The following is a 16602-nucleotide window of genomic DNA, read 5'->3' as shown; positions in this document are numbered from 1 at the left end:
AGAAATAACGCAGTGTAAACGATACCACTAATCTGGTGCATATCACATTTTTCAGCCATCTGTTATGCTATGGTTATCTTAACCCATAGGCTATATGGAGCGAAAAATGAGAGTTTTGGTTACGGGTGGTAGCGGTTACATTGGAAGTCATACCTGCGTACAGTTGCTGCAAAGCGGCCACGATGTGGTGATCCTCGATAACCTGTGCAATAGCAAGCGCAGCGTATTGCCGGAAATTGAACGCCTGGGTGGCAAGCATCCGCTGTTTATCAACGGTGATATTCGCGACGAAGCCCTGCTGGCAGAAATTTTCCACGACCATCGTATCGATGCCGTAATTCATTTTGCCGGCCTGAAAGCCGTCGGTGAATCGGTGAATAAGCCGCTGGAGTATTACGACAACAACGTGACCGGCACTCTGAAGCTTATCGCCGCCATGCGAGCGGCAAACGTCACTAACTTCATCTTCAGCTCTTCCGCCACCGTTTACGGCGACCAGCCTCAAATTCCTTATGTAGAAAGTTTCCCTACCGGTAAACCCGCCAGCCCTTACGGCCAAAGCAAGCTGATGGTTGAGCAAATCCTTACCGACCTGCAAAAAGCCCAGCCAAACTGGAGCGTTGCGCTGCTGCGCTACTTTAATCCGGTCGGCGCCCATCCGTCAGGCGATATGGGCGAAGACCCTCAGGGCATCCCGAATAACCTGATGCCTTACATTGCGCAGGTTGCCGTAGGCCGCCGCGACTCGCTGGCTATCTTTGGTAACGATTACCCAACCGAAGACGGTACCGGCGTGCGTGATTACATCCACGTGATGGATCTCGCCGACGGCCACGTCGCCGCGATGCAGGCGCTGAACGGTAAACCAGGCGTTCATATTTACAACCTGGGCGCAGGTGTCGGCAGCAGCGTGCTCGACGTGGTAAACGCCTTCAGCAAAGCCTGCGGTAAACCGGTGAACTACCACTTTGCCCCTCGTCGTGATGGCGATCTGCCCGCCTACTGGGCCGACGCCACCAAAGCCGACAAAGAACTCAACTGGCGTGTCAGCCGGTCGCTGCAGGAAATGGCAGACGATACATGGCGCTGGCAGTCACGCCACCCCCAAGGTTATGAAGATTAAGGATATGTAATGGAGCAGTTTAACCCGGTCGATCATCCGCATCGCCGCTATAACCCGCTAACGGGTCAATGGATTTTGGTTTCGCCACATCGGGCGAAGCGCCCCTGGCAGGGCGCGCAGGAAACCCCTGCGCAAGAAAAACTTCCGGCACACGATCCGGACTGTTTTCTTTGCCCTGGGAATACGCGCGTTACCGGGGATAAAAACCCCGAGTACACCGGCACTTTCGTTTTTACCAACGATTTTGCGGCGCTGATGACGGACACGCCCGATGCCCCGGCAAGCCAGGATCCCTTGATGCGTTGCGAAAGCGCGCGCGGTACCAGCCGGGTTATCTGCTTCTCTCCCGACCACAGTAAAACATTACCAGAGCTCACGCTTCCCGCTCTGGAAGAAGTTGTACAAACCTGGCAACAGCAGACCGCTGAGCTGGGGCAGACATACCCGTGGGTTCAGGTATTTGAAAACAAAGGCGCAGCTATGGGCTGCTCCAACCCACATCCTCACGGACAGGTTTGGGCAAACAGTTTTTTGCCTAACGAGGTCGCCCGTGAAGATACCCTACAACGTGAATATTTCGCCCACCAGGGCACCCCAATGCTGCTGGACTACGTGCAGCGTGAGCAGGCGGACGGTAGCCGCACCGTAGTTGAAACCGAACACTGGCTGGCCGTCGTCCCTTACTGGGCAGCCTGGCCATTCGAAACGCTGCTGCTGCCCAAGGCCCACGTCCTGCGTATCACCGACCTCAGCGCAGAACAAAGTGCTGACCTGGCATTAGCGCTGAAAAAACTCACCAGCCGCTATGACAACCTCTTCCAGTGCTCCTTCCCCTACTCAATGGGCTGGCACGGCGCGCCGTTCAACGGTGAAAGCAATCAGCACTGGCAGCTTCACGCGCATTTCTACCCGCCGCTGCTGCGCAGCGCCACGGTTCGTAAGTTTATGGTTGGCTATGAAATGCTGGCCGAAACCCAGCGAGATTTAACCGCAGAGCAAGCCGCAGAACGCTTGCGTGCCGTCAGTGATATCCATTTCCGCCAGTCAGGAGCGTCATTATGAGTCTGAAAGAGAAAACCCAGCGTCTGTTCGCTGAGCAATTTGGTTACCCGGCAACACACGCTATTCAGGCCCCGGGCCGCGTAAACCTGATTGGTGAGCACACCGATTACAACGATGGTTTCGTGCTGCCGTGCGCCATTGATTATCAGACGGTGATTAGCTGTGCCAAACGTGATGACCGCATTGTCCGGGTTGTTGCCGCCGATTATGACAATCAGCAGGACAGCTTCTCCCTCGATGCCCCTATTGTCTCGCACGATACACAACAGTGGGCTAACTACGTTCGCGGCGTGGTGAAGCATCTGCAAAAGCGCGATAACAACTTTTCCGGCGTGGATATGGTGATCAGCGGCAATGTGCCGCAGGGCGCCGGGTTAAGCTCGTCCGCCTCGCTGGAAGTCGCGGTAGGCAAAGTCTTCCAGCATCTCTACCACCTGCCTCTGGATGGCGCTCAGCTGGCGCTCAATGGTCAGGAAGCGGAGAACCAGTTTGTCGGCTGCAACTGCGGCATTATGGATCAGCTGATTTCCGCCCTTGGCAAGAAAGACCACGCCCTGCTGATTGATTGCCGCTCGCTGGGAACGAAAGCCGTCTCCATGCCAAAAGGCGTTGCGGTGGTGATCATTAACAGCAATTTCAAACGCACGCTGGTGGGTAGCGAATACAACACCCGTCGCGAACAGTGTGAAACCGGCGCTCGTTTCTTTAGCCAGAAAGCCCTGCGAGATGTTGATCTGGCAAAATTCAATGCCGTCGCGCACGAGCTGGATCCGATCGTTGCCAAACGCGTTCGTCACGTGCTGACAGAAAATATCCGCACCGTGGAAGCGGCGGATGCACTTGCCAAAGGTGACCTGGTCCGTATGGGCCAGTTAATGGCCGAATCTCACGCCTCCATGCGCGATGATTTCGAAATCACCGTGCCGCAAATCGATACCCTCGTAGAGATCGTCAAAGCGACTATTGGCGAGAAAGGTGGCGTACGTATGACCGGCGGTGGTTTTGGGGGCTGTATTGTCGCGCTGGTGCCCGAAGATCTCGTCCCGGCCGTGAAACTGGCAGTGGAAGAACAGTACGAGAGCAAAACAGGAATTAAAGAAACCTTCTACGTTTGCAAAGCCTCCGAAGGAGCGGGCCAATGCTAAAAGAGACGCCGCATCTGGCGCCGGACGGCCAGCCGTTTCGCCTTACCACCCTGCGCAACAGCGCGGGGATGGTCGTCACGCTGATGGACTGGGGCGCGACCTTGCTTTCCTGTCGGGTGCCGCTAAAAGACGGCGGCGTGCGGGAGACGTTGCTGGGCTGCGCTTCGCCTGAGCATTATTTGCAGCAAAGTGCCTTTATGGGTGCGATCGTCGGGCGCTACGCTAACCGTATTGCCGGAGGGAAGCTTACCGTTGGCGGTGAAATGCTCCAGCTTGAGATTAACCAGGGCGAAAACCAGCTTCACGGCGGGCCGGAAGGTTTCGATAAACGCCGCTGGCGCATTGCCGTGCAAAATGAGCAAGCAGTGACCTACGAGCTGGATTCCTGCGACGGCGATCAGGGTTTCCCCGGTAAATTACACGCCACGGCGCGCTATGCTTTAACGGAAGATAACCGCATCAGCATCGAGCTTCGTGCTGTCGTAGATAAGCCTTGCCCGGTCAATCTCACCAACCACGCCTACTTCAATCTCGACAGCACCCAAGGCGATGTGCGGCAGCATAAGCTCCAATTGCTGGCCGACAGCTATTTGCCGGTCGACGCCAGCGGCCTGCCTTCGGGCGACCTTAAAGAAGTGGCCGGCACCAGCTTTGATTTCCGTGAGCCTAAAACGCTTGTGCAAGATTTTATGGCCGACAACGATCAGCGCCTCACCAAAGGTTACGATCACGCTTTCTTGCTGCAGGCTAAAGGCGATCTTAGTCAGCCGGTTGCACGAGTCTGGTCTGCAGACGGTGCGCTGGAAATGAAGGTGTTCACAACGGCACCGGCGCTACAGTTCTACAGCGGGAACTATCTGGCGGGTACGCCTGCGCGAGATAGCGCAAATTACAGCGACTGGAACGGTCTGGCGCTGGAGAGCGGTTTCCTGCCGGACAGTCCAAATCATCCGGAATGGCCGCAGCCGGGCTGCTGGTTAAAACCGGATGAGACCTATCTCAGCATCACGGAATACCAGTTTCTGCCTCATTGATCCCTATTGCCCTTTTCAATAAGGGCAATTTCTCACCAAATCGCTGACTTTCCCGCCAGATCGAGCCAAAAATATAACAACCTTTTACAACCACCTTACACTCCACGCGCTTTTTCGCTATGTTAAACGTTTATCATTGCCGTGACTTATGGCACGGCAATATAATGATAATTGTTATCATTAATCCCAGGCTCATTAAGGAGTAAATCATGGCTGTTACTAAGCTGGTACTGGTTCGTCACGGCGAAAGCCAGTGGAACAACGAAAACCGCTTCACTGGTTGGTATGATGTTGATCTGTCTGATAAAGGTCGTACCGAAGCTAAAGCTGCCGGTAAGCTTCTGAAGGACGAAGGCTTCACTTTCGACTTCGCTTACACCTCTGTGCTGAAACGTGCCATCCACACCCTGTGGAATATCCTCGATGAACTGGACCAGGCCTGGCTGCCGGTTGAGAAATCCTGGAAACTGAACGAGCGTCACTACGGCGCCCTGCAGGGTCTGAACAAAGCTGAAACCGCTGAAAAATACGGTGACGAGCAGGTTAAACAGTGGCGTCGCGGCTTCGCGATCACCCCGCCAGAACTGTCTAAAGACGACGAGCGTTTCCCGGGCCACGATCCACGTTACGCAAAACTGACCGACAGCGAGCTGCCAACCACCGAAAGTCTGGCGCTGACCATCGACCGCGTAACGCCGTTCTGGAATGAGTCCATTCTGCCACGCATGAAGTCCGGCGAGCGCGTTATCGTTGCGGCTCACGGTAACTCCCTGCGTGCGCTGGTTAAATACCTGGATAACCTGAGCGAAGATGAGATCCTCGAACTGAACATCCCTACCGGCGTGCCGCTGGTATATGAGTTCGATGAGAACTTCAAACCGCTGAAACGTTACTACCTGGGCAACGCTGACGAAATCGCAGCGAAAGCCGCCGCAGTAGCCAACCAGGGTAAAGCGAAGTAATTCGCCGTCCATAAAAAAAGGCGTGGTAAGCACCACGCCTTTTTTATTGCTCAAATCAGGCTGTTAGCCACGACGAGCTTTTACCGCCGCGGCAAGTTTGCGCAGCGCCACTTCGGTATCGTCCCAGCCAATGCAGGCGTCGGTAACGCTTTTGCCGTAGACCAGCGGCTCGCCGCTCTCCAGGCTTTGGTTGCCTTCTACCAGATGGCTTTCAATCATCACGCCGATGATAGCCTTTTCGCCGCCGGCAATTTGGCCGCAAACGTCGGCAGAAACGTCCATCTGCTTTTTGAACTGTTTGCTGCTGTTGGCGTGGCTGAAGTCAATCATCACCTGTGGCTCAAGACCCGCTTTCACCAGGCCCGCTTTGACCTCTTCCACATGCTTCGCGCTGTAGTTCGGCTCTTTGCCGCCACGCAGAATAATGTGGCAGTCACCGTTCCCGCTAGTGTTGACGATGGCGGAATGGCCCCACTTGGTTACGGACAGGAAGCAGTGCGGTGCACCGGCGGCGTTGATGGCATCAATCGCAACTTTGATCGTGCCGTCGGTGCCGTTTTTAAAACCAACCGGGCAAGAGAGGCCGGAAGCCAGTTCGCGGTGCACCTGTGATTCAGTGGTACGCGCGCCGATAGCGCCCCAGCTCATCAGATCCGCCAGGTACTGAGGCGTGATCATATCAAGGAATTCCCCTGCCGCTGGCAGGCCGGAATCGTTGATATCTAGCAGCAGCTTACGCGCAATGCGCAGGCCGTCGTTAATCTGGTAGCTGCTGTCCATGTGCGGATCGTTAATCAGACCTTTCCAGCCCACGGTGGTACGCGGTTTTTCAAAATAGACGCGCATTACCACTTCCAGCTCGCCCTGAAGCTCTTCACGTAACGCCAGCAGGCGCGCGCCGTACTCTTTGGCGGCTTTGGTGTCGTGAATAGAGCAAGGCCCGATCACCACCAGCAGACGGTCGTCGCTGCCTTTAAGGATTTTATGGATCGCTTTACGCGCCTGAGAGACGGTGTGGGCAGCTTTTTCAGTGGCGGGGAATTTTTCCAACAGCGCTACAGGGGGGAGAAGCTCGTTAATCTCTTTAATTCTTAAGTCGTCGTTCTGATAATTCATGATATTTCCGGGGTCATCCTGATATTTTTCTTCGTTGCAATCCTTTCAATCTAACTCGCATAACCACAAGTGTAAACGGGCTTTTACACTTCTCACAGGTTAATCCTGAAAACTCGAAAAAAACAGTGAGAACATAATGAGAATCTATGAATTCACACCCTATTTCAACGCTTACCACTGAAGGATGTTAAATTTTCAATATTGAATGCTATTTTGAAAATTAAGGTCTCATCCACATTTTTGACTCGCAGGATTTTTCAGCCTCTTTCAACCAGTTGAAACCATGGAGCGGTTATAATTAGCCCACCGGGATTTATCTTTGTGAGAGATTATGGCGCATTCACACCAACATACCCCTGCTGATAGCAACGTAAAACGCCTGCTGTTTGCCTTTCTCATCACGGCAATTTTCATGGTTGCCGAAGTTATCGGTGGCCTGCTTTCCGGCTCGCTGGCTCTGCTGGCCGATGCCGGCCATATGCTCACCGACGCTGCGGCACTGCTGTTTGCTTTGCTGGCCGTGCATTTTGCCCGTCGGCCTCCCAACGCCCGGCATACCTTTGGTTGGCTACGCCTGACTACGCTCGCAGCATTTGTAAACGCTATTGCCCTGGTGGTGATCACCATTCTTATTGTCTGGGAAGCGATTCAGCGCTTCTCAAATCCTCAGCCGATTGCGGGCTGGGCAATGCTGACCATTGCGGTCGCCGGACTGCTGGCTAACCTGGTTTCTTTCTGGATCCTGCACAGCGGCAGCGGAGAGAAAAATCTCAACGTGCGCGCGGCGGCGCTGCATGTGCTGGGTGACTTGTTGGGTTCAGTGGGGGCAATTGTGGCGGCGGTGGTGATCCTCTGGACCGGCTGGACACCGATTGACCCCATACTGTCGGTGCTGGTTTCCTGCCTGGTGCTACGCAGCGCCTGGAGCCTGCTGAAAGAGAGCGTCAACGAGCTATTAGAAGGTGCACCGGGCGCCATCGACATTGCCGCGCTGAAGCGTAATCTTTCCCGTTCAATACCGGAAGTACGTAACGTGCATCACGTCCATATCTGGCTGGTTGGCGAAAAACCGCTGATGACGCTACATGTTCAGGTTGTACCGCCCCACGATCACGACGCTTTGTTGGCGCGCATACATCACTTCCTCGAGCACGAGTATCAGATAGAACATGCCACGGTACAGATGGAGTATCAGGTTTGTCACGGCCCGGACTGCGACCTGAATGAGCATGACCACGGTGCTGGCCATGCCCATCATCATCACTGATCAGGACAAGGCGCGCGAACCGGATTGTCGCGCGCTGTTGATCCACATCCGGCTGCCATTCAACGCGATGAAAGTCAGAATGAGATATTCCAGCGACATCGCGTAAACGCCCTGCAGGGCAAAGATAACCACGCTGATGACGTTGATGATTGTCCACAGCAGCCAGTTTTCCACGTATTTCCGGGTCATGAGAATCATCGCCACAATCGACAGCACCATCATGCACGAGTCCCAGAACGGATAGGCGTCTGGCTGTAGTTCCGGCAAGGTAACGTTCAGCCCCAGACTCTGCATCACAGACACCGCAACCCGGGTCAGGAAGGCAAAGACCGGATCGATAAACACCGTCATCAACCCAATCGCTGCGACAATAATCACTAGCCAGGCAATCGCCTTAGGCAAAGGCAGCCATCGGATTTGCAGCAGTGACTGATGGTTACTACTTTGCCGCGACCAGGCATACCAGCCGTAGATGTTCGCCACAAAAAAGAACAGCTGCAAAAGAAGGCTAGCGTAGAGCTGGATCTGAAAGAATATGATGGCAAACAGGGTGACGTTGATTAACCCGAAGGCGTAGTTGCCTATCTTCTCCAGGCTGGCAAGCCAGATACAAAGCAATCCCGCCAGCGTTCCCACAGCTTCAATCCATGATAAGTCATACCCGCCCGCCCCAATGGGGATGTGGACGAGAATGTTCTGCGTGCTAAAAAAATCCATGAACTCCCCTGAGCGTAATATTGTTACGCGTTGCCTTTAATCGTACGACGCAATTCTGCCGCAAAATCGAGCATACGATTAAGCGGAACCAGCGCACCTTCTCGCAGCGCAGCATCCACTTCTATCGTGTGTGCAGCCCCACCCTGTTCCAGCCCTTCAGCAATGGCTTTAAGCCCGTTCATTGCCATCCACGGGCAATGCGCACAGCTGCGGCAGGTTGCCCCTTCCCCTGCGGTTGGCGCTTCCAGTAGCTCTTTGTCCGGACACGCCTGTTGCATTTTGTAAAATATCCCGCGATCGGTGGCGACAATAAGCTGCTGGTGAGGCAGCGTTTTAGCCGCGTTAATCAGCTGGCTGGTCGATCCTACCGCATCGGCCATATCCACCACGGCCTGCGGTGATTCAGGATGAACCAGCACCGCCGCATTCGGGTATAGCGCTTTCATCCGCGCCAGCGCCTGATTTTTAAATTCATCATGCACAATGCAGGCTCCTTGCCAGCACAGTACGTCGGCCCCGGTCTGCTTCTGAACGTAGTTGCCAAGGTGGCGATCCGGTGCCCAGATGATTTTCTCGCCCAGGCTATCCAGATGTTCAATCAGCTCTACCGCAATACTGGATGTGACGACCCAGTCTGCCCGGGCTTTTACCGCGGCAGAGGTATTAGCATAGACGACGACAGTACGATCCGGGTGCTGGTCGCAGAAAGCGTTAAATGCTTCAATCGGGCAGCCGAGATCTAATGAGCATTCGGCATTGAGGGTGGGCATTAAAATGGTCTTTTCGGGGCTGAGGATTTTCGCCGTTTCCCCCATGAAACGCACCCCCGCCACCAGTAGCGTAGATGCCGGGTGGTTAGCGCCAAAGCGAGCCATCTCCAGCGAGTCAGAGATACACCCACCGGTTTCTTCGGCAAGCGACTGGATTTCCGGGTCGGTGTAGTAATGCGCCACCATCACCGCATCCCGTTCTTTAAGCAGACGCTTAATTTTTTCACGATAAAACTGTTTTTCATCTCCGCTCAGGGGCGCAGGTTTAGGCGGGAAGGGATAAATCGCAGTTTCCGGGTCAAACATTACGCTCATCATGCAGTCTCGTTTTACTGACTTAACATTACAGGCCAAATAAAGCGTGATTCACGCCATCTTCGGCACTCATTGTTTTATATGCTAAACAAGATAGCGAAATTTAGTCGAAATGTCGTGGGTTATTGCTCGATGCGCTGAGAGAAACAGACCAGTGGAGAATGAGTGCCAGGAATGGCAGGATTTTCAAATCGCAGATAGCAAAAAGGCGCCTTTAGGGCGCCTTTCTACATTGGTGGGTCGTGCAGGATTCGAACCTGCGACCAATTGATTAAAAGTCAACTGCTCTACCAACTGAGCTAACGACCCGCTTTATGCGGTTACTGCTTTGAAGTTTTGCTTTGCCCTACTCGAACCGTTTTCGATTCACTACAACTTTCATCTTAAAAGATGGTGGGTCGTGCAGGATTCGAACCTGCGACCAATTGATTAAAAGTCAACTGCTCTACCAACTGAGCTAACGACCCGCTGTGCGGCTTACTGCAAACTTCTTTACTGCTTACTACTTTAAAGCGGTGGGTCGTGCAGGATGATTATCACCCTTCGGGCCGTTGTTATCACAACGTTCTTTCGCTTTCGCTCAACTCAAACCTGCTGCAGGTTCGAACCCTTCACGCTTTGCTACTGCTTACTACTTTAAAGTGGTGGGTCGTGCAGGATTCGAACCTGCGACCAATTGATTAAAAGTCAACTGCTCTACCAACTGAGCTAACGACCCACTTTTGCGTCACTTTGGGTTTGTTTAGTATCCCTTGGCAACGGCGGCATATATTACTGATTTAAGATTTTGACGCAACAATAATTTTGACGCAGATCGCTCAACTGCTTACGTTTCGCACGGCAAGACCAGAAAAACGACGATATCTGGTCAGGCCGCACGCATTATTGCGCATTCAGACGTTTTTGAGCCTGCTTTGCACCTTCAGTATTGGGATACTGTTTAACGACCTGCTGGTAGACGGCTTTCGCTTTTGCAGCGTCGCCTTTGTCCTGCATGATCACGCCAACCTTAAACATGGCGTCCGGTGCTTTAGGAGATTTTGGGTAGTTTTTCACCACGGAGGCAAAATAAAACGCCGCATCGTCCTTTTTGCCTTTGTTGTAATTCAACTGACCCAGCCAGTAATTGGCGTTAGGCAGATAAGTTGAATCCGGATACTTCTTCACAAAGGCCTGAAACGCGTTGATGGCATCGTCCTGACGCGATTTATCCTGCACCAGCGCGATAGCTGCGTTGTAGTCGCTATTAGCGTCACCGCCCTGCACTGGGGCAGCAGGCGCCGCGTTAGAGGCCCCTGCGTCCGGCGTGGCAGTCTGGGATGCACCGGCAGCAGGCTGTTGCCCTGCTCCCGCCGCAGCGCCGCTAAGGCTATCCATCTGCAGCAAAATTTGCTTTTGACGTTCCACAACCTGATTCAGCTGATACTGACTTTCCTGAATCTGACCGCGCAGGGAATCAATGTCATTCTGGTTATCGGAGAGTTGTTGCTGGAGTTGGGTCAAAAGCTGACTGTGAGCGTTAGAAATACGCTCGAGTTGAGTGACGCGGTCTTCGACCGAGCCTGAGCCGACACTACTGATTGGCGCCTGAGCAGTAGCGGCCCAGGGGGCCGCTATGCCAACCAGTAACGACAGACTCAACAAGTGATGTCTGAAGTTACTGCTCATGCGATTCTCTTAGTAAACCAGTACGGCACGACGGTTTTTAGCGTAAGCCGCTTCGTCATGACCCAGTACTGCAGGTTTTTCTTTACCGTAAGAAACGATGGAGATCTGGTCTGCAGAAACGCCTTTACCTTGCAGGTACATTTTAACAGCGTTAGCACGACGTTCGCCCAGTGCGATGTTGTACTCTGGGGTACCGCGCTCATCCGCATGGCCTTCTACGGTCACTTTGTAAGACGGGTTGCTACGCAGGAAGTTAGCGTGCGCATCCAGCATTGCAGCGAATTCAGAGCTAACATCGTATTTGTCCAGACCGAAGTAAACGATGTTGTTCTGCTGCAGCTGTTGCATCTGCAGACGAGCCTGCTCTTCAGAAGACATGTTGCCGTGGCCGTTAGCGTCCATACCAGTGCCGGCACCCAGCATACCTTCACCGCTCTGACCATTGTTGGCGCTCTTGTTAGAAGAACACGCCGCGATAGCCATAACCGGCAGAGCAATCATCAGCCCTTTCAGCACTTTGTTCAGTTGCATTTCTTTGATCCTTTAATAATCAATATTGTTATCACAGATACGGCGACCAGGCAGGGAATTTGACCTGTCCATCAGTTGCCGGAAGACGCGCTTTGAAACGCCCATCTGTTGAAACCAAATTCAGCACGGATCCCATCCCCTGAGAAGAGCTGTAGATTACCATAGTGCCGTTAGGTGCCAGACTTGGCGTTTCATCCAGGAACGTTGACGATAAAGTTGTTACGCCACCCGCTACCAGATCCTGTTTGGCAATGTGCTGCTGACCGCTAGCGGAGCTGACCATTACCATAATTTTACCGTCGGCACTGACATCGGCATCCTGGTTCTGAGAACCTTCCCAGGACAGACGCTGCGGAGCACCGCCACTAATACTGACTTTATAAATCTGTGGACGACCCGCCTGGTCAGAGGTATAGGCCAGGGTTTGGTTGTCCGGGAACCAGGTAGGTTCCGTGTTGTTACTGCGACCTTCTGTCACCTGACGAATCTGGCCAGAGCCAAGGTCCATCACGTACAGCTGCAGGCTGCCGGTTTTAGACAGCGCGAACGCCAGCTTAGAACCGTCCGGAGAGAACGCCGGTGCACCGTTGTGCTGCGGGAACGAAGCAATCTGACGCACTGCACCGTTAGCCAGCGTCTGCACAACCAGCGCAGAACGGCCGCTTTCGAAGGTCACATAAGCCAATTTACTGCCGTCCGGAGACCAGGCTGGAGACATCAGCGGCTGTGGAGAACGGTGAACCACAAACTGGTTGTAGCCATCGTAATCAGACACGCGCAGCTCATACGGGAACTGGCCGCCATTGGTCTGTACGACGTAAGCAATACGGGTACGGAATGCACCTTTAATCCCGGTCAGCTTCTCAAACACTTCATCGCTGGCGGTATGGCCGGCATAGCGCAGCCACTGTTTGTTCACTTTGTAGGAGTTCTGCGCCAGTACCGTGCCTGGTGCACCAGAGGTATCTACCAGTTGGTAAGCAACGGTGTAACTGCCGTCGCCGTTTGGCGTAACCTGGCCTACTACGACGGCGTCAATACCGAGCGCGGTCCATGCAGCAGGCTGAACTTCCTGAGCAGAACCCGGCTGCTGTGGCAGGCGAGATCTGTCGAGTGGGTTGAATTTACCGCTGTTACGCAGGTCAGCGGCAACAATGCCACCGATGTCTTCAGGCGCGGCGCCAGGGCCTGCCCAGGTGAACGGAACCACACCAATTGGACGAGCAGAATCCACGCCCTGGGTGATCTCGATACGAACTTCTGCGTGCAGCACCGCTGCCCACAGCATTAAGAAACTTAACGCTACACGAAATGCCTGCTTCATCATATCTCCCTTATCCGGGCGGAAAGCCCACGATAATTTAGCAGAATGTTAACAAACCCAAATACACAAAACTACCAAAACCCTGTAACTCAGCTTAGTGTGCTTTCCCCGTCGTGACGGGGAAAACCGCGTTAAGGCTTAAAGTCGATCGGTGCGTTCTTGAAGACTTCATAAACAGCTTCGCTTGGCGGCTTCGGAATCTTCGCCAGACGCGCTGCCGCAACGGCAGCCTGACAAAGTGCTGGGTCACCGCCTTCAGGCTTGATGTCAAGCAGAAGGCCGTCTGGTGCCAACTTGATCCGCAGCGAACAGGTCTTACCGGCAAACGAAGGATCGTTATAGAACTTACTCTCGATCGCTGCCTTTATCTGACCAGCATAGCCGTTGATCTCCGCGCCACTTGCGCCGTTGTTCTTATTATTCCCTTTTCCAGCGGCAGCTGCGGCATTACCTTTCGCCCCACCGCCCGTTTTCGGTGCATTCTTACCTGAGCTTAAATCACCGAATAAATCGTCGACACCCTGTGCTGCGGCCTTGTCAGAAGCAGCTTTCTCAGCAGCAGCCTTCTTCTTCGCGTCGGCGGCCGCTTTCTTATCTGCGGCGGCTTTAGCAGCTGCAGCCTTGTCAGCAGCGGCCTTCTCGGCAGCTTTTTCTGCCGCGGCCTTTTCAGCAGCAGCCTGCTTAGCAGCTTCAGCTTTTTCAGCTGCAGCTTGCTTAGCTGCCTCAGCAGCGGCTTTCTTCTCGGCGTCCTGCGCAGCCTTCTTAGCTGCAGCATCTGCGGCTTTTTTCTCAGCATCCTGCTGAGCTTTTTTCGCTGCAGCAGCAGCAGCGTCAGCAGCAGCTTTTTTCTCTGCGTCAGCTGCTTTCTTAGCCGCTTCTTCAGTGGCTTTTTTCTGAGCATCCGCAGCCGCTTTCTTCGCAGCTTCTTCCGCAGCTTTAGCCTGGGCATCAGCCTGAGCTTTGGCCTGGGCGTCAGCCTGGGCTTTCGCCTGAGCATCCGCTTTTGCCTTCGCAGCTGCAGCCGCGGCTTCGGCCTGTTTCTGCTGCTCCTGAGCCTGCTTCGCGGCCGCTTCAGCCTGTTTCTGCTGTTCGGCCTGCGCTTTTGCCTGCTCCTGAGCCGCTAAACGCTCTTTCTCCAGCTCTTTCAGACGCTGTTGCTCTGCCGCCTGTTTTTGCTGAAGCTCTTCCGCCTGCTGCTGCGCCTGTTTTTCACGCTGTTCAGCGGCACGTTTGCTGCTTGCCTGCTGCTGCTGTTGGCGATTGTAGTTTTCCACTACCGCACCCGGGTCAACCATCACCGCGTCAATAGAAGAACCACCGCCACCGCCAGCGGATGCATCAATGTGCTCATCAAACGAGCTCCAGATCAGGATGGCAATCAAAATGATGTGCAGCACCACTGAAACGATGATCGCCCGTTTTAATTTAGCGTTCTCTTCGGTTGCCTTTGACACTCTCGGTTCCCAAACGGTTTAAGCGAAATGGATCAGATTGGCTGCGTCATCAGACCAACGGACTTCACGCCCGCCTGATGCAGCAGATTCAGCGCCTTGATGATCTCGTCATACGGAACATCTTTTGCGCCGCCGATCAAAAAGACCGTTTTTGGATTCGCCTGCAGACGGCGCTGCGCTTCGGCAACAACCTGCTCTGACGGCAGCTGATCCATACGATCTTTCTCAACCACTACGCTGTACTGCCCTACCCCGGACACTTCAATAATGACCGGTGGTTCATCGTTACTGCTGACGGTCTGAGAATCGGTCGCATCCGGCAGATCCACTTCGACGCTCTGGGTGATGATCGGCGCCGTTGCCATAAAGATCAGCAACAGCACCAGCAGCACGTCCAGCAAAGGAACGATGTTAATTTCTGACTTCAGCTCACGACGACCACGTCCGCGTCTGGCCATGACTTACCCCTTGTTACTGCTTTTCGCTGCTGGTAAAAGCCTGACGGTGCAGGATAGCCGTGAACTCTTCCATGAAGTTGTCGTAATTCAATTCCAGTTTGTTCACGCGTTGGTTAAGGCGGTTGTACGCCATAACGGCCGGAATAGCAGCAAACAGACCAATCGCGGTCGCGATCAGCGCTTCGGCAATACCTGGCGCTACCATCTGCAGCGTCGCCTGCTTCACCGCACCCAGGGCGATAAACGCGTGCATGATCCCCCACACCGTACCAAACAGGCCGATATACGGACTGATGGAACCGACGGTGCCAAGGAAAGGAATATGGGTTTCCAGCGTTTCCAGCTCGCGGCTCATCGAGATACGCATCGCACGGGATGCGCCCTCAACCACGGCTTCTGGCGCGTGGGTATTGGCACGATGCAGGCGCGCAAACTCTTTGAAGCCGGAATAGAAGATCTGCTCGGAACCGCTCAAGCTGTCACGGCGGCCCTGGCTCTCCTGATACAGGCGAGACAGTTCGATACCGGACCAGAACTTGTCTTCAAACGCCTCGGCTTCACGGCCGGCGGCATTAAGGATACGCGTTCGCTGAATGATGATTGCCCATGATGCGATGGAAAAACCAATCAAAATCAACATGATAAATTTGACCAGAAGGCTTGCCTTCAGGAACAAATCAAGGATATTCATGTCAGTCACTGCTTGAACTCCGCGACAATAGACTTGGGAAGCGCACGAGGCTTCATTAGGTGTGGATCAACACAAACAATCAGCACTTCAGCTTGATTAAGTAACTGATTTTCAGCGTTGACTATTCGCTGCGTAAACACCATAGAAGTGCCGCGCATCGATGTAATTTCACTTTGGATTTCGAGTAAATCGTCGAGTCGGGCAGGCGCAAGATAATCAACCGTCATCCTGCGTACGACAAAGGCGACACGCTCCGCCAACAGGGAATGCTGGTTAAAGTTGTGCTGGCGCAGCATCTCTGTGCGTGCTCTTTCATAAAAAGCAACATAACTGGCATGGTAAACCATACCACCGGCGTCTGTGTCCTCGTAGTAAACACGAACCGGCCATCGAAACAGCGTTGTACTCACTTTACATCCCGGTAATGCAATTAAACGCTGCTTACTATACGCAAGAGAATCAGGGTTTGGAATGGATTGTTTTAAACGTTAAGTAAATTTTTATGGGCTTGTTAAAGCCCATAATTTCTGCTTCAGGCGGGGGAATGCGCACAGGCATTCAGAAGAAGAAAAACAGCAGTCCAGCGATGAGCACTAAATCGGCTATCAGCGGGCAGAAAATACCCTGCCAAAGCACTTTGGTTGGGCGGAAACCCACGCCGTGAATGATCCCGGCACAAACGCCCCACATCAGCAGGAAGCCATGCCAAATCTCCAGCTCACTCGTTTTGGCGGCAAAACGAGACGGGTCCCAGAAAATACATCCAGCCAATACCAGCGCCATCACTAAGGAAAGAGCCCGCAAGGGGCTCTTGTCCATTACCGCGTACAGTTTCGCGATAACGTATTCCATCAGTGCTCTTCTTTTCCGGCTTTGCTCGCCTCAACGTGCTCGAGAGCCAGCGCGGTAATAATCCCGAATGCACACGCGAGAAGCGTGCCCAGAATCCATGCAAAGTACCACAT

At 53.6% G+C, this 16602-nt stretch carries 18 protein-coding genes, 3 tRNA genes and 1 other RNA gene; 6 read left to right on the top strand and 16 right to left on the bottom strand.

Annotated features, from left to right (window positions below):
* The first annotated feature begins 106 nt into the window (after positions 1-106).
* The 5 genes from galE to gpmA all read left to right on the top strand — a co-directional run bounded on the left by galE (position 107) and on the right by gpmA (position 5326).
* Positions 107-1123 (top strand): UDP-glucose 4-epimerase GalE, encoded by a 1017-nt coding sequence (gene galE, locus B9Y90_RS10875; protein ID WP_039291255.1) that lies wholly within the window; start codon positions 107-109, stop codon positions 1121-1123.
* A gap of 9 nt (positions 1124-1132) precedes the next feature.
* Complete coding sequence (galT, locus tag B9Y90_RS10870; RefSeq protein ID WP_039291253.1) at positions 1133-2185, top strand: galactose-1-phosphate uridylyltransferase; 1053 nt, start codon at positions 1133-1135, stop codon at positions 2183-2185.
* Positions 2182-3330 carry a galactokinase gene (gene galK / locus B9Y90_RS10865; RefSeq protein ID WP_085541224.1) on the top strand — a complete coding sequence of 383 codons (1149 nt, stop codon included), beginning with the start codon at positions 2182-2184 and terminating at the stop codon, positions 3328-3330. Before galT ends, galK begins: the two co-directional genes overlap by 4 nt.
* On the top strand, positions 3324-4364 hold the full coding sequence (gene galM / locus B9Y90_RS10860) for a galactose-1-epimerase (RefSeq protein WP_085541223.1): 1041 nt from the start codon (positions 3324-3326) through the stop codon (positions 4362-4364). The genes galK and galM overlap by 7 nt, the downstream gene beginning before the upstream one ends.
* A 209-nt stretch (positions 4365-4573) precedes the next feature.
* Positions 4574-5326, top strand: coding sequence for a 2,3-diphosphoglycerate-dependent phosphoglycerate mutase (gene gpmA / locus B9Y90_RS10855; RefSeq protein ID WP_008456186.1), 753 nt, complete (start codon positions 4574-4576; stop codon positions 5324-5326).
* Between the two features lie 63 nt (positions 5327-5389).
* Here gpmA and aroG read toward each other — a convergent pair whose 3' ends face one another.
* On the bottom strand, positions 5390-6442 hold the full coding sequence (gene aroG / locus B9Y90_RS10850) for a 3-deoxy-7-phosphoheptulonate synthase AroG (RefSeq protein WP_039291247.1): 1053 nt from the start codon (positions 6440-6442) through the stop codon (positions 5390-5392).
* Between the two features lie 331 nt (positions 6443-6773).
* Between aroG and zitB the strand changes: the two genes are divergently transcribed.
* Entirely contained in the window at positions 6774-7709 is a 936-nt protein-coding gene (gene zitB, locus B9Y90_RS10845; protein ID WP_085541222.1) for a CDF family zinc transporter ZitB, read from the top strand.
* Here zitB and pnuC read toward each other — a convergent pair whose 3' ends face one another.
* The 15 genes from pnuC to cydX form a co-directional block, all read right to left on the bottom strand.
* The gene (gene pnuC, locus B9Y90_RS10840; RefSeq protein WP_085541221.1) at positions 7710-8426 is read right to left on the bottom strand and encodes a nicotinamide riboside transporter PnuC; all 717 of its coding nucleotides are present in this window, start codon (positions 8424-8426) and stop codon (positions 7710-7712) included.
* Positions 8427-8449: 23 nt separating this feature from the next.
* The gene (nadA, locus tag B9Y90_RS10835; RefSeq protein WP_085541220.1) at positions 8450-9511 is read right to left on the bottom strand and encodes a quinolinate synthase NadA; all 1062 of its coding nucleotides are present in this window, start codon (positions 9509-9511) and stop codon (positions 8450-8452) included.
* 233 nt (positions 9512-9744) lie between these two features.
* Positions 9745-9820 (bottom strand) — tRNA-Lys (locus tag B9Y90_RS10830).
* 82 nt (positions 9821-9902) lie between these two features.
* Positions 9903-9978 (bottom strand) — tRNA-Lys (locus tag B9Y90_RS10825).
* 46 nt (positions 9979-10024) lie between these two features.
* Positions 10025-10140, bottom strand: a non-coding RNA gene (locus tag B9Y90_RS10820) — RtT sRNA.
* 13 nt (positions 10141-10153) lie between these two features.
* A tRNA-Lys gene (locus B9Y90_RS10815) sits at positions 10154-10229 on the bottom strand.
* 164 nt (positions 10230-10393) lie between these two features.
* The gene (gene cpoB / locus B9Y90_RS10810) at positions 10394-11179 is read right to left on the bottom strand and encodes a cell division protein CpoB (protein ID WP_085541219.1); all 786 of its coding nucleotides are present in this window, start codon (positions 11177-11179) and stop codon (positions 10394-10396) included.
* A gap of 9 nt (positions 11180-11188) precedes the next feature.
* On the bottom strand, positions 11189-11710 hold the full coding sequence (pal, locus tag B9Y90_RS10805; protein ID WP_008456172.1) for a peptidoglycan-associated lipoprotein Pal: 522 nt from the start codon (positions 11708-11710) through the stop codon (positions 11189-11191).
* Between the two features lie 31 nt (positions 11711-11741).
* Positions 11742-13034, bottom strand: coding sequence for a Tol-Pal system beta propeller repeat protein TolB (gene tolB, locus B9Y90_RS10800; protein WP_008456170.1), 1293 nt, complete (start codon positions 13032-13034; stop codon positions 11742-11744).
* 131 nt (positions 13035-13165) lie between these two features.
* Positions 13166-14488, bottom strand: coding sequence for a cell envelope integrity protein TolA (gene tolA, locus B9Y90_RS10795; protein WP_085541218.1), 1323 nt, complete (start codon positions 14486-14488; stop codon positions 13166-13168).
* Positions 14489-14520: 32 nt separating this feature from the next.
* Positions 14521-14946 (bottom strand): colicin uptake protein TolR, encoded by a 426-nt coding sequence (gene tolR / locus B9Y90_RS10790; RefSeq protein ID WP_008456166.1) that lies wholly within the window; start codon positions 14944-14946, stop codon positions 14521-14523.
* A 13-nt stretch (positions 14947-14959) separates the two neighbouring features.
* Positions 14960-15646: a Tol-Pal system protein TolQ gene (tolQ, locus tag B9Y90_RS10785; RefSeq protein ID WP_071704076.1), complete on the bottom strand. Its 687-nt coding sequence runs from the start codon at positions 15644-15646 to the stop codon at positions 14960-14962.
* Positions 15643-16047 carry a tol-pal system-associated acyl-CoA thioesterase gene (ybgC, locus tag B9Y90_RS10780; RefSeq protein WP_008456156.1) on the bottom strand — a complete coding sequence of 135 codons (405 nt, stop codon included), beginning with the start codon at positions 16045-16047 and terminating at the stop codon, positions 15643-15645. The genes tolQ and ybgC overlap by 4 nt, the downstream gene beginning before the upstream one ends.
* Before the next feature lie 148 nt (positions 16048-16195).
* Positions 16196-16489, bottom strand: coding sequence for a cyd operon protein YbgE (gene ybgE / locus B9Y90_RS10775; RefSeq protein ID WP_039291236.1), 294 nt, complete (start codon positions 16487-16489; stop codon positions 16196-16198).
* Complete coding sequence (gene cydX / locus B9Y90_RS10770; RefSeq protein ID WP_008456153.1) at positions 16489-16602, bottom strand: cytochrome bd-I oxidase subunit CydX; 114 nt, start codon at positions 16600-16602, stop codon at positions 16489-16491. Before cydX ends, ybgE begins: the two co-directional genes overlap by 1 nt.

Source organism: Cedecea sp. NFIX57 (assembly GCF_900177785.1).
Taxonomy (GTDB): domain Bacteria; phylum Pseudomonadota; class Gammaproteobacteria; order Enterobacterales; family Enterobacteriaceae; genus Cedecea; species Cedecea neteri_C.
The sequence above is the reverse complement of the archived record's forward strand: the minus strand, read 5'-3'. Positions and strand labels throughout refer to the sequence as shown.

Bases quoted from the DNA above. Each gene is read 5' to 3' on its own strand.
- galE (WP_039291255.1), top strand. From the start codon at position 107: ATGAGAGTTTTGGTTACGGGTGGTAGCGGTTACATTGGAAGTCATACC.
- galT (WP_039291253.1), top strand. From the start codon at position 1,133: ATGGAGCAGTTTAACCCGGTCGATCATCCGCATCGCCGCTATAACCCG.
- galK (WP_085541224.1), top strand. From the start codon at position 2,182: ATGAGTCTGAAAGAGAAAACCCAGCGTCTGTTCGCTGAGCAATTTGGT.
- galM (WP_085541223.1), top strand. From the start codon at position 3,324: ATGCTAAAAGAGACGCCGCATCTGGCGCCGGACGGCCAGCCGTTTCGC.
- gpmA (WP_008456186.1), top strand. From the start codon at position 4,574: ATGGCTGTTACTAAGCTGGTACTGGTTCGTCACGGCGAAAGCCAGTGG.
- aroG (WP_039291247.1), bottom strand. From the start codon at position 6,442: ATGAATTATCAGAACGACGACTTAAGAATTAAAGAGATTAACGAGCTT.
- zitB (WP_085541222.1), top strand. From the start codon at position 6,774: ATGGCGCATTCACACCAACATACCCCTGCTGATAGCAACGTAAAACGC.
- pnuC (WP_085541221.1), bottom strand. From the start codon at position 8,426: ATGGATTTTTTTAGCACGCAGAACATTCTCGTCCACATCCCCATTGGG.
- nadA (WP_085541220.1), bottom strand. From the start codon at position 9,511: ATGAGCGTAATGTTTGACCCGGAAACTGCGATTTATCCCTTCCCGCCT.
- cpoB (WP_085541219.1), bottom strand. From the start codon at position 11,179: ATGAGCAGTAACTTCAGACATCACTTGTTGAGTCTGTCGTTACTGGTT.
- pal (WP_008456172.1), bottom strand. From the start codon at position 11,710: ATGCAACTGAACAAAGTGCTGAAAGGGCTGATGATTGCTCTGCCGGTT.
- tolB (WP_008456170.1), bottom strand. From the start codon at position 13,034: ATGAAGCAGGCATTTCGTGTAGCGTTAAGTTTCTTAATGCTGTGGGCA.
- tolR (WP_008456166.1), bottom strand. From the start codon at position 14,946: ATGGCCAGACGCGGACGTGGTCGTCGTGAGCTGAAGTCAGAAATTAAC.
- ybgE (WP_039291236.1), bottom strand. From the start codon at position 16,489: ATGGAATACGTTATCGCGAAACTGTACGCGGTAATGGACAAGAGCCCC.
- cydX (WP_008456153.1), bottom strand. From the start codon at position 16,602: ATGTGGTACTTTGCATGGATTCTGGGCACGCTTCTCGCGTGTGCATTC.